Annotated in this window: 12 protein-coding genes; 4 read left to right on the forward strand and 8 right to left on the reverse strand. The window is 61.6% G+C overall.

Annotated elements, in window-relative coordinates; genetic code table 11:
- Positions 1–89 precede the first annotated feature (89 nt).
- The 4 genes from M1D68_RS05075 to tadA all read left to right on the forward strand — a co-directional run bounded on the left by M1D68_RS05075 (position 90) and on the right by tadA (position 2949).
- Positions 90–365, forward strand: a complete 276-nt coding sequence (locus M1D68_RS05075; RefSeq protein ID WP_457969502.1) for a hypothetical protein — start codon at positions 90–92, stop codon at positions 363–365.
- Between the two features lie 4 nt (positions 366–369).
- On the forward strand, positions 370–891 hold the full coding sequence (locus M1D68_RS05080; protein ID WP_457969504.1) for a helix-turn-helix transcriptional regulator: 522 nt from the start codon (positions 370–372) through the stop codon (positions 889–891).
- Positions 892–1075: 184 nt separating this feature from the next.
- The gene (locus tag M1D68_RS05085; protein ID WP_457969506.1) at positions 1076–2452 is read left to right on the forward strand and encodes a multicopper oxidase family protein; all 1377 of its coding nucleotides are present in this window, start codon (positions 1076–1078) and stop codon (positions 2450–2452) included.
- Complete coding sequence (tadA, locus tag M1D68_RS05090) at positions 2452–2949, forward strand: tRNA adenosine(34) deaminase TadA (RefSeq protein ID WP_420764171.1); 498 nt, start codon at positions 2452–2454, stop codon at positions 2947–2949. Before M1D68_RS05085 ends, tadA begins: the two co-directional genes overlap by 1 nt.
- A gap of 197 nt (positions 2950–3146) precedes the next feature.
- Here tadA and cmoB read toward each other — a convergent pair whose 3' ends face one another.
- The 8 genes from cmoB to M1D68_RS05130 all read right to left on the reverse strand — a co-directional run bounded on the left by cmoB (position 3147) and on the right by M1D68_RS05130 (position 12385).
- The gene (cmoB, locus tag M1D68_RS05095; RefSeq protein WP_457969507.1) at positions 3147–4103 is read right to left on the reverse strand and encodes a tRNA 5-methoxyuridine(34)/uridine 5-oxyacetic acid(34) synthase CmoB; all 957 of its coding nucleotides are present in this window, start codon (positions 4101–4103) and stop codon (positions 3147–3149) included.
- Entirely contained in the window at positions 4100–4843 is a 744-nt protein-coding gene (gene cmoA, locus M1D68_RS05100) for a carboxy-S-adenosyl-L-methionine synthase CmoA (protein ID WP_434609744.1), read from the reverse strand. The genes cmoB and cmoA overlap by 4 nt, the downstream gene beginning before the upstream one ends.
- 59 nt (positions 4844–4902) lie before the next feature.
- Complete coding sequence (locus M1D68_RS05105; protein WP_420764174.1) at positions 4903–5538, reverse strand: lysoplasmalogenase; 636 nt, start codon at positions 5536–5538, stop codon at positions 4903–4905.
- A gap of 2 nt (positions 5539–5540) precedes the next feature.
- A complete protein-coding gene (locus M1D68_RS05110) occupies positions 5541–5933 on the reverse strand; it encodes a protease inhibitor I42 family protein (RefSeq protein ID WP_457969509.1) in 393 nt (130 codons plus the stop codon).
- A gap of 206 nt (positions 5934–6139) precedes the next feature.
- Complete coding sequence (gene lon / locus M1D68_RS05115) at positions 6140–8554, reverse strand: endopeptidase La (protein ID WP_420764176.1); 2415 nt, start codon at positions 8552–8554, stop codon at positions 6140–6142.
- Positions 8555–8704: 150 nt separating this feature from the next.
- A complete protein-coding gene (locus M1D68_RS05120; RefSeq protein ID WP_434562467.1) occupies positions 8705–10018 on the reverse strand; it encodes an MFS transporter in 1314 nt (437 codons plus the stop codon).
- A gap of 303 nt (positions 10019–10321) precedes the next feature.
- Positions 10322–11560, reverse strand: a complete 1239-nt coding sequence (locus tag M1D68_RS05125; protein ID WP_434562469.1) for a CNNM domain-containing protein — start codon at positions 11558–11560, stop codon at positions 10322–10324.
- Positions 11561–11572: 12 nt separating this feature from the next.
- Positions 11573–12385, reverse strand: a complete 813-nt coding sequence (locus M1D68_RS05130; protein WP_457969512.1) for a cytochrome C assembly family protein — start codon at positions 12383–12385, stop codon at positions 11573–11575.
- Between the last annotated feature and the right edge of the window lie 44 nt (positions 12386–12429).

Below are 12429 nucleotides of genomic sequence, written 5' to 3' on the forward strand. Positions count from 1 at the left end.
TGATCCCGCTGGGCAGAGCGTCGTTTGAAAGAAAGAGTCAGGTTGTCATTTGACAACCTGGCTAATCATGCGAATACTGGAGATCACGGATGATTCGTCCAACGCACCCGAAGAAAGAAATCGAAGAAACGCTGAGGTATGCCGAAGGGCAAGGGTGGCGCGTAGACGTTGGCGGCAGTCACGCCTGGGGGCGGGTTTATTGCCCGTACAAAGAAGTGGAGTGCCGTTGCGGCGAGTTCTGCATCACCTCGATATGGAGCACGCCGAAGAGTCCTGGCAACCATGCGCGAGCATTGCGACGCGTCGTGGACAATTGCACTGCGCATCGCAATCGGCGCGAGGCTGATGACGATGCTGAGGAATAGAACAATGGAATATATTTTTACCTTGAAATATCAGCTTGCTGACGATGGCTGTGCCATGGATGAACTGGTGGAGCGGCTGGGCGAAGCGGGCTGCGACGATGCCTTGGTCGGTATCGGGCAACCGGGACGACTGGCGCTTGAGTTCACTCGCGAAGCGCCTGATGCGCTCAAGGCCGTGCTTAGCGCTCTGGCCGATGTCCAGCGCGCGGTGCCGTCGGCTAAATTGATCGAGGTTGCGCCTGATTGGGTCGGGCTGACCGACGTAGCGGAGATCGTAGGCGTATCTCGGCAGAACATGCGCAAATTGATGTTGGCTCATCCAGGCAGCTTCCCGACACCCGTGCATGAGGGGAGTACATCCATTTGGCATTTGGCGGATGTTCTGAGCTGGCTCCAGGCCAAGGGCAGCTATTCGCTTGCCGAGAGCGTGCTGGATGTGGCCCGGGTGGCCTTGCAGGTCAACGTTGCGAAAGAGGGCCGACGGTTACCTGGCATGGTTAAAGAGTTGGAAGCTCTGGTGGAGTGACTGCGTTTGGGGGGCTTTGCTTGGGCCTGCGTCAATATGGACGATTACCTGGCTGAACGAGCTCGATTAGAGGCTCGGTACGGTACAGCGACAATCCTTCACTTAATATTTCTCAATTGCAGGTGTATCGTATTCGCCTTTTGCGGCCCGCCGGTCCGTCGCAGATCCAGAGGTAGTTGCGTTCATGTCTTTCACCCGTCGCCAAATACTCGGTGGCCTGGCCGGTCTTGTTGTCGTTGGTGTGGGGGCGGGAGGCGCGTCGCGGTACTGGCTGGGGAAAATGGCCGATGCCGAGGCCGGTCACGACTACGAGCTGATCGCGGCGCCTTTGGACGTGGAGCTGGTGGCCGGGCACAAGACCCAGGCCTGGGCGTTTGGCCCCTCGGCACCGGGGACGGAGTTGCGGGTGCGTCAGGGCGAGTGGTTGCGGGTTCGCTTTATCAACCATTTGCCGGTCGCGACGACCATTCACTGGCACGGTATCCGTTTGCCGCTGGAGATGGACGGCGTACCTTATGTCTCGCAACTGCCGGTGCTGCCGGGTGAGTACTTCGACTACAAATTCCGCGTGCCGGACGCCGGCAGCTATTGGTACCACCCCCACGTCAATAGCAGTGAAGAACTCGGGCGCGGGCTGGTGGGGCCGCTGATCGTCGAAGAGCGCGAGCCCACCGGTTTCAAATACGAACAGACCCTGAGCCTCAAGAACTGGCACGTGGACGAGCAGGGCCAGTTCGTCGAATTCAGCATTCCCCGCGAGGCTGCGCGTGGTGGTACGGCTGGACGGTTGTCGACCATCAACGGCGTGCCGCAGGCGGTAATCGATCTGCCGGCAGGGCAGATTACCCGGGTGCGTTTGCTCAACCTCGACAACACGCTTACCTATCGCATCAACATTCCAGGCGTAGAGGCGCAGATCTATGCGTTGGATGGCAACCCCATCGAGCCGCGCCCGTTGGGCAAGGAATACTGGCTGGGGCCAGGCATGCGCATTTGCCTGGCGATCAAGGCCCCGCCGGCCGGTGAAGAATTGTCGCTGCGCAATGGCCCGGTGCGCTTGGGGACCCTGCGTTCGGTGCCAAACAATGAGGCGCCGACCCCATGGCCGCCGGCATTGCCGCCCAACCCGGTGGCTGAGCCGGACCTGGCCAATGCCGAGAAGCTCAACTTCAATTTCGAATGGGTCGGTTCGGTGTCGGTCAATGTCGACAATGGCAAGCCGCCGAGCCTGTGGCAGATCAACGGCAAGGCCTGGGACATCACTGACAAGACCTGTTCCGACCGGCCGATCGCCACGCTGAAAAAAGGCCAGAGTTACATTTTTGAATTGAAGAACATGACTCAGTACCAACATCCGATCCATCTGCACGGCATGAGCTTCAAAGTGATCGCGTCGAACCGGCACAAGGTCATCCCGTACTTCACCGACACCTACCTGCTGGGCAAGAACGAGCGGGCGCAGGTGGCGTTGGTGGCGGATAATCCGGGCGTATGGATGTTCCACTGCCATGTGATCGACCACATGGAAACCGGCCTGATGGCCGCCATCGAGGTGGCGTGATGCGCCAGATTCGTCCCGCCAAGATCATTGATCGTAGCCGTGACCAGGATTTCATGCGCGAAGCCCTAGCCCTCGCGGCACAAGGCGCCGCCCTGGGCGAAGTGCCGGTGGGTGCGGTGCTGGTGCAGGACGGTGAAATCATTGGGCGTGGTTTCAACTGCCCGATCAGCGGCCACGACCCCAGCGCCCATGCCGAAATGGTCGCCATCCGTGCCGCCGCCCAGGCGGTGAGCAACTATCGCCTGCCGGGTAGCACCCTTTATGTCACGTTGGAGCCGTGCAGCATGTGCGCCGGGCTGATCGTGCATTCACGCATCGCCCGGGTCGTCTACGGCGCATTGGAGCCCAAGGCCGGAATCGTGCAGAGTCAGGGGCAGTTTTTCAGCCAGGGGTTCTTGAACCATCGGGTACTGTTCGAGGGCGGGGTGCTGGCTGAGGAGTGCAGCACGGTGCTGAGTGAGTTCTTCAAGACACGAAGAGCCAAATCGCAAGGTTGAACACATACCCTTGTGGCGAGGGAGCTTGCTCCCGCTGGGCTGCGCAGCAGCCCCAAACCGTTCAACACAGTGCATCAGGAAAAACGGTTGGCAGCTTCTACGACTGCTGCGCAGCCGAGCGGGAGCAAGCTCCCTCGCCACAATGATTGGTAGCCCTTAGGTGAGTAGGTTGCTCTCCCACAGGGGGCTCGGGCGATTTATTTGCGCGCCACAATCACCGCCCGCATCGGCGCCGGCAGTCCTTCGATGGTCTTGCTGTGGTCCGCCGGATCGAGGAAATCACTGAGCGACTGATACTTCATCCATTCGGTGCCACGCTGTTCCTCCACGGTCGTCAGGCTCACGTCCACGCAGCGCACGTCGCTGAACCCGGCGCGACGCAGCCAGCGCTCCAAGGCCGGAACCGATGGCAGGAACCACACGTTGCGCATCTGCGCGTAGCGATCTTCGGGCACCAGCACTTGATGCTCGTCGCCCTCGATCACCAGGGTTTCCAGCACCAGTTCGCCGCCCTTGACCAGGCAATCCTTCAAAGCAAGTAGATGCTCGATTGGCGAGCGGCGGTGGTAGAACACGCCCATGGAAAACACCGTATCGAAGCCTTCGAGCTCTGGCGGCAGGGCCTCGAAGGGAAACGGCAGGTGCCAGGCATTGGGCTGGGACAGGTAGCGCTGTACCGCCTGGAATTGGCAGAAGAACAGCCAGTTCGGGTCGACGCCGATCACCATGTCGGCTCCGGCGCCCAGCATGCGCCACATGTAGTATCCGTTGCCGCAACCAACGTCGAGGATCCGCTTGCCCTTGAGATCCAGATGCGGGGCGACGCGCGACCATTTCCAATCCGAGCGCCATTCGGTATCCACATGCACGCCAAACAGATCGAACGGACCCTTGCGCCAAGGCGAAAGGCCCATCAACGCGGTACGCATTTGGGCGCGGGTTTCGTCGGAGCAATCGGCGTCCAGCGTCAGCCCATTCAGCAAATCCACCGTGGTGGGCTGCAAGAGCGGCAGCGCATCGAGGGCGCTTTGCCAACGCTCCAGGTCGCCGTGGCCCTTTTCCATCTTGACGTCGAGCTGCGTTTGCAACGTCGCGGCCCAATCGGCCAGGGGCGTGCCGGCCAGATGGCGGGCGAGGGGGGACAGATCGATCATGGCAGGGCAATCAACGAGGCAAAGTTAAGACACTGGAACCACGGCACGACTTTCGAGAACCCGGCGGCCAGCAGGCGCTCGCGGTGCTCTTCGAGGCTGTCGGGCTTCATGACGTTTTCGATGGCGCTGCGTTTCTGAGCGATTTCCAGTTCGCTGTAGCCGTTGGCGCGCTTGAACGCCACATGCAGGTCGGTGAGCAACGCGTGTTCCTCGGCATCGTTGAAGCGCAGCTTCTCCGAAAGGATCAGGGCGCCGCCGGGTAGCAACGATTGGCGAATGCGGCCCAATAGCGCGGTGCGCTGGTCCGGCGCGATGAATTGCAGGGTGAAGTTCAACGCCACCACCGAGGCCGGTTGAAACGTCAGGGCCAGGATGTCACCTTCGATCACTTCCACCGGCAGCAGCTCTTGGAACATCGAGTCCTGGCCGTTGAGGTATTCGCGGCAGCGCTCGACCATGGCCGAAGAGTTATCCACCGCAATCACCCGGCAACCCTCGGTGCGCACGTGGCGGCGCAATGCCTGGGTCACGGCTCCGAGGGAGGAGCCCAGGTCATAAAGCACGCTGTTGGGCTGGGCAAATTGCGCCGCGAGCACACCGAGGTTCTCGACAATGGTCGGGTAGCCTGGCACTGACCGCTTGATCATGTCCGGGAACACCCGCACCACGTCTTCATTGAAGGCGAAGTCGGGCACCTGGGCCAAGGGTTGGGCGAATAGGCGATCGGGCTCTTTGCTCACGGCGGTTCCAGCGGCTGGGGTGTTGAAAAGGCCGGCATTTTAACCAGAAAAATGCTGCTTTAGTGCGGCTTTCGGGGGAACGCCGATGCGGTGATGCCCCACTGTCCCAGCCAGTAACTGATGATGATCAGGTAGGGCGCGGCATGGAACGGCGCCACGAACCGGTTGATCCCGATCAGGCTGTCGGAAAAGACAAACCCCAGCGCTCCAACGGCTGCGAGCAGGGCCGAGCGTTTCGGCACCTCGGTCCCCAAGCGCGCCAGGGCCCTCCAGAGCATAGCGCTGATGACCAAGCCATAGACGACCACCGGCACCAGCAGCGGCCCGAGGCCGTTCGACACCAATATTCCCAACAGCAAGGCGCCAATGAACAAGGCAATCGTCAACGGCATGAGCGCCGGGCGGCGGCAGTCACTGAGGTAGGCTTTCAAATAGGCCAGGTGCGCCAACAAAAAAGCGCCGAGCCCCAATACAAACAAATCTCCTGGCCAGGCCAGCAATACGTCGCCCACCACTGAAAATATCAGGCCCAGGCTTATCCAGCGTCGGTATTCGCCCGGCGGCGCGTCGTGCAGCCAGCCCAGCAGGGCCAGCACCGGCATTGGCTTGACCAGCAGGCACAGCAACGTGGCATGCACGCTCAGGCCATATAGAAAGGTGGCCGCACCCATCAGCGCGAGGATCAGCCAACCCACAGTCATTTCACCGAAATAGCGCAGTCAAACGTTTCCACGGGTGGCACTTCGGGTGCCCATGGCTGTTGATAAGTCAGACGCAAGCGCCCGGTGCCAGCGTCGAACGCCTGGAAGCGCCAAGTCGAGACACCGGCGGCGCCGACGATGCCGGCGTCTTCCGGGTTACGGTAAACCTCGGGGCCGAGGCCTTTGAGAACACCGCCGGCCGAATCCTGGATGCTCCAGCGATAGCCGGTGGTGGGATTGCTCGGCAAACTCAGGATCAGGTTCTGCCCGCTTTTGAGCTGCACCGGGCATTGGCTCTGTTTTTCCACCGTCACATTGTGTTTCGGCAGTGTGGCGCAGGCGCTCAGCAAGGCGAGGCTGACGGGGACAAGCAGGCGGGTGAGGGACATAAGGGCTCCGGCATTCACGACGAACGGCGAGCATAACCGAAGATGCTACTGGGTGTGTCAGCTGGACATGTGCTGGTGCAGATGACGCCTTCGCGAGCAGGCTCGCTCCTACAAGGGTTCGTTGCGAATCACATACCGTGAACACCACAAATCCCCGGGGGAGCGGGCCTGCTCGCGATGAGGCCGATGCAGTCACTGCAGAACGATCAGAACAACACCTTCACCACGTCCGCAAACCGCTTGGCAAAGTGCACCGTGACGCCTTCCTTCAGGTAGTCCGGCAGCTCCTCGAAGTTGCCACGGTTGGCTTCCGGCAGGATCAACTCATTGATTTTCTGCCGGCGCGCCGCGATGACCTTTTCGCGTACGCCGCCAATCGGCAGGACGTGGCCGGTAAGTGTCAATTCGCCAGTCATGGCCACGCCTTTCTTCGCCGGCTGGTTGCGCGCAAGGGACAGCAAGGCGCTGGCCATGGTCACGCCGGCACTCGGGCCGTCCTTGGGCGTGGCGCCTTCCGGTACGTGCAGGTGCACGAAGGCCTCGTCAAAGAACTTCGGATCGCCACCGAATTGCTTCAGGTGGGAGCTGACGTAGCTGTGGGCTATCTCCGCAGACTCCTTCATCACCTCGCCCAGTTGCCCGGTGAGCTTGAAGCCGCGATTGAGAGTGTGGATCCGCGTTGCCTCGATCGGCAACGTGGCGCCGCCCATGCTGGTCCAGGCCAGGCCGGTGATGACCCCGACGCCAGACAGCACCTGCTCGTTGCGAAATACCGGTTTGCCCAGGGAGGCTTCGAGATCCTTGGGCCCGAGCTTGATCACGGCTTTTGGATCTTCGATCAGTTTCATCACGGCCTTGCGCACCAGTTTGCCCAGTTGTTTCTCCAACTGGCGTACCCCGGCTTCACGGGCGTAGCCGTCGATCAGGGCCTTCAGGGCGCTATCGTTGATGCTCAGGCTGCCCTTGGACACGCCGGCCTTGGCCAGTTGCTTGGGCCACAAGTGACGCTTGGCGATGGCAACCTTCTCTTCGGTGATGTAGCCCGACAGGCGAATGACTTCCATGCGGTCCAGCAGCGGGCCGGGGATCGAGTCGAGGGTGTTGGCGGTGCACACAAAGAGCACTTTCGACAGGTCCAGGCGCATGTCCAGGTAATGATCGAGGAATTCGACATTCTGCTCGGGGTCGAGGGTTTCCAGCAGCGCGGATGCTGGGTCGCCCTGGTAGCTCTGGCCCATCTTGTCGATTTCGTCGAGCATGATCACCGGGTTCATCACTTCGACGTCCTTGAGCGCCTGCACCAGCTTGCCCGGCTGGGCCCCGATGTAGGTGCGCCGGTGACCCTTGATTTCGGCTTCGTCGCGCATGCCGCCGACGCTGAAGCGATAGAACGGCCGCCCGAGGGATTCGGCAATGGATTTACCGACGCTGGTCTTGCCCACGCCGGGCGGGCCCACCAGCAACACAATGGAACCGCTGATCTCACCCTTGTAGGCGCCCACGGCGAGGAATTCCAGGATGCGCTCCTTGATGTCGCCCAGCCCGGCGTGGTGCTGGTCGAGAATCTTGCGCGCATGCTTGAGATCGAGCTTGTCCTGGCCATACACGCCCCAAGGCACTGATGTTGCCCAGTCCAGGTAATTGCGTGTGACGGCGTACTCCGGCGAGCCGGTTTCCAGGATGGAGAGTTTGTTCATTTCCTCTTCGATGCGCTTCTCGGCCTGGGCCGGCAATACCTTGCCTTCAAGGCGCTGTTCGAACTGTTCCAGGTCTGCGCTGCGGTCGTCCTTGGTCAGCCCCAGCTCCTGCTGGATGACCTTGAGTTGTTCCTTGAGGAAGAACTGGCGCTGATGTTCGCCGATCTTGCTGTTGACCTCGGCGGAAATTTCTTTCTGCAGCCGCGCGACCTCGACCTCCTTGCGCAGCATCGGCAGGACTTTTTCCATGCGCTTGAGCATCGGCACGCAATCGAGTACTTCCTGCAATTCGCTGCCGGTGGCGGAGGTGAGCGCGGCGGCGAAATCGGTCAGCGGTGACGGGTCGTTGGGGCTGAAGCGGTTGAGGTAGTTTTTCAGCTCTTCGCTATACAGCGGGTTGAGCGGCAGCAGCTCCTTGATCGCGTTGATCAGCGCCATGCCATAGGCCTTGACCTCGTCGGTCGGCTCGCTCGGCTGGTGCGGGTATTCGACTTCCACCAGGTACGGTGGGCGGTGGTGCTTGAGCCAGGTGCGGATGCGCACGCGGGTCAGGCCCTGGGCAACGAACTGCAATTTGCCGGCTTCACGGCTGGCGTGGTGGACCTTTACCAGCGTGCCGTAGAGCGGCAGCTTCGAAGTGTCGAAATGGCGCGGGTCTTCCTGGGGTGAGTCCATGAAGAACAGCGCCAGGGAATGATGTTCGGACTTGGCCACCAGTTCCAGGGTTTCGGCCCACGGCTCTTCGTTGACGATGACCGGCAGCACCTGGGCCGGGAAGAACGGGCGGTTGTGGATAGGAATGATGTAGACCTTGTCCGGCAGGCTCTGGCCGGGCAGGGCCAGGCCGGTGCCGGAAACGGTGTGTTCGATGTGCTCGGATTCTGTGTATTCGTTATTCGCTTCAGTAGAGTGCTGGTCGCTCATGGGGCACCTGCGCAATGGGGTATGGACCTTAGATGGGGCGGGCAGGGGGTTGTTTCAATGGCGGGCAATTGTCAGCGGTTATTTCATTGATGGGTATTCAGGTGGGCGACAGGTTGGCGTGGCGAGGGGGTGCCCCCCTCGCCACGCGTTTCAGCCTACGCGGTTCAGGTCGTTGTGGCGTGTTTCCTTCAGGCACAGCACCGCGATCACGCTGAGCACCGCGGCAGCGGATACGTAACCGCCGACGTAGCTCAGGCCGCCCATCGCCACCAGCTTCTGCGCGAAGAACGGTGCCGCAGAAGCGCCGACAATGCCACCCAGGTTGTAGGCCGCCGACGCGCCGGTGTAGCGCACATGCGTAGGAAACAGCTCCGGCAGCAACGCGCCCATGGGCGCGAAGGTCACCCCCATCAGGAACAGCTCGATGCACAGGAACAGCGCCACGCTTCCCGTGGAGCCTTGAGTCAGTAGGGGCTCCATGAGGAAGCCCGAGGCCACCGCCAGCAGGCCGCCGGTGATGAGCACCGGCTTGCGGCCAAACCGGTCGCTTGCCCAGGCCGACAGCGGCGTGGCGGCGGCCATGAACAACACTGCAAAGCACAGCAGGCCGAGGAAGGTCTCGCGGCTATAGCCCAGGGTCGCGACGCCATAGCTCAAGGAAAATACCGTGGAGATGTAGAACAGGGCGTAACACACCACCATCGCGGCCGCGCCAAGCAGTGTCGGCGCCCAGTACTGGCTGAACAACTCCACCAGCGGGATTTTCACCCGTTCCTGGCGGGCCATGGCGTTGGCGAACACCGGCGTCTCGTGGAGCTTGAGACGTACATAGAGGCCGACGATCACCAATACGGCGCTGAGCAAGAACGGAATCCGCCAGCCCCATGAGCGGAACTGCTCGTCATCCAGGGTCATGGCAAGGGTAAGAAACAATCCGTTGGCCGCCAGGAAACCGATAGAGGGGCCCAGTTGCGGGAACATGCCGAACCAGGCGCGCTTGCCTTTTGGGGCGTTCTCGGTGGCCAGCAAGGCCGCGCCGCCCCATTCGCCGCCAAGCCCCAACCCTTGGCCGAAACGCAAAAGGCACAAGAGAATCGGGGCCCAGGCGCCAATGCTGGCGTAGCCAGGCAGCACGCCGATGAGCGTGGTACACACGCCCATCAGCAGCAGCGAGGCCACGAGTGTCGACTTGCGCCCGATGCGGTCGCCGAAGTGACCGAACAACGCCGAGCCCAGGGGGCGGGCGAGAAACGCGATACCGAAGGTCAGAAAGGACGACAGCATCTGTGCCGTGCCTGAGGTCTGCGGAAAGAATACCGGTCCGATCACCAGGGCCGCGGCGGTGGCATAGACGTAGAAATCGTAGAACTCGATGGCGGTGCCGATGAAGCTCGCGGTCGCCACGCGGGTGGCGGAGTTGGTCGGCTCGACAGGCACTGCTTCGTTGCAGGTAGTGGTTGTCATGCGGTTGTCCCTGACAGTCATATGCTCCGTTGGAGCGAATTATTATGGTCAAACACCCAGGGATGTGGGGTGGGCGCTGTCGCTGTTTCGGGTAGGAACAGTCGCAGGGCTGAAGCGAATAGAACCGGTGAACGGCCCGGAACCGTCTGGGTGCAGGGTAGGCACGAGGTTCGGGCGGGGCTGGGTAAGCGGGTTGAGTATAGGAAGGAGGCTAACGAATCAACAAGTGAGCCCGCACACAATTTGGAACATGCGCTGAGCTTTTGTAGCGAGGGAGCAAGCTCCCTCGCCACGGTGCGGTGATTAGAGAACTACCGGCACCGAACTGTTATGCCACACCAGCACCTGGCTGACGCGGTTGTCGACGGTCTCGATGATTTCCAGGCGGTAGCGGCCGATCTTCAGGCACACCGGGCTTTCCGGGATGGTTTCCAGTGCTTCGGTCACCAAGCCATTGAGCGTCTTGGGGCCGTCGCAGGGCAAATGCCAACCGAGGGTCTTGTTCAGCTCGCGGATCGACGCGGCGCCATCGATCATCAAGCGGCCGTCGGGTTGGGGATGAACGTGGGGATTGTCGAGGCTGTGCTCGCTTTCGAACTCGCCGACAATCTCCTCCAGGATGTCCTCCAGGGTCACGATGCCCATGACTTCGCCATATTCGTCCACCACCATGCCCAAGCGGCGTTGCTGCTTGTGGAAGTTGAGCAACTGCAGCTGCAGGGGGGTGCTCTCGGGAACGAAATACGGTTCGTGGCAGGCTGCCAGCAGTGCTTCCTTGGTCAGGCTCGCATCCGCCAGTAGATGGCGAACCTGGCGGGTATTGAGGACTGCTTCGACCTGGTTGATATCGCTGTGGAACACGGGCAGGCGGGTTCGCCGATTCAGGCGCAACTGCTCGATGATGTCGCCGATGGGGTCGTCGAGATTGATCCCGTCCACCTCGCTGCGAGGGACGAGGATGTCGTTGACGGTGATGTTGTCCAGCGCGTGGATACCGGAAACCGGATGCACCCGACCGCTGGTCTGTTCCTGTTCCTCGGCACGCGGCGTCGCGGGGGGCTCGTCGTCGCTTTGCTGGACCGCGCCAGCCTTGCGGGCAAAAGGGCGCAGCAGCAACTGGCTGAGGCCATTGAGCAGCCAGGCCACCGGATAAACGATTTTCAACGGAACGCCCAGCAAACCGTTGCCCAGGGCCAGCACCGCATCGGGATGACGGGTGGCGAGCGTGCGTGGCAGGTAGTCGGCGAAAACCAGCAGGGCCACGCTGGTGCCGAGCCAGGCCAGCCAGGGACCGTTTTCCAGCCAGGTGAAAATAGCCAGCCACGTGCCGATGACCACGGCGAGGGCGCGACAGAGGGTGTTGCACAGGATCAGGCTGGCCAAGGGAAAGCTGAGCTTCGCCAATGGCTTGTCGCCGGAGCGCGAGGCCCTGCGTTGGGCGAGCAGATACTGTTGGGCGGCTTCGATGGCCGTGAACAGGGCTGACCACAGGATCAGCACGACCATTACCGCAAACAATGGCCCCAAGGGCAGCCTATCCATCAGCGTCGTCCGTCAGACATGCAGGATGTATTCGCGGACCAGCTTGCTGCCGAAGTAGGCCAGCATCAGCAGGCAGAATCCCGCCAGGGTCCAACGAATGGCTTTGTGGCCACGCCAGCCGAGGCGGTTGCGACCCCACAGCAGCACGCTGAAAACGACCCACGCCAGGCACGCCAGCAGAGTCTTGTGCACCAGATGCTGGGCGAACAGGTTCTCGACGAACAGCCAGCCGGAGATCAACGACAGCGAGAGCAGGGTCCAGCCGGCCCAGAGGAAGCCGAACAGCAGGCTTTCCATGGTTTGCAGGGGCGGGAAATTGCGGATCAGACCGGAGGGGTGCTTGTGCTTGAGCTGGTGGTCCTGCAACAGCAGGAGCAGTGCCTGGAACACCGCGATGGTGAACAGGCCGTAGGCGAGGATCGACAACAGGATATGCGCCAGGATGCCCGGTTCCTCGTCGATGATCTGCACGGTGCCCGAGGGCGCGAATTGCGCCAGCAGCACCGTGGCCAGCCCGAGGGGGAACAGCAGCACCAGCAGGTTTTCCACGGGGATGCGCGAGCAGGCCAGCAGCGTCAGCGCGATCACGGCCATGGCGATCAGGCTGGCGGCGTTGAAGAAGTCCAGGCCCAGGCCGATCGGCGTCATCAAGTGGGTGAGCAGGCTGACCGCATGGCCGAGCACCGCCAGCACGCCGAGCGTGACCAGCAGGCGCTTGTTCGCCTTGGCGCCGGAGGCCAGACGGGTGCCCTGATAGAAGGTCGCAGCGGCATAAAGACAAGCGGCGGCGAGGGTTGCAAGCAAGCTGGGTGACAAGGGGAGCATAAATCCTGTTAGGCAGGCCCGAAAGGCGCTGAGTTTGGCATAGA

It is taken from the genome of Pseudomonas sp. R4-84, assembly GCF_054130985.1.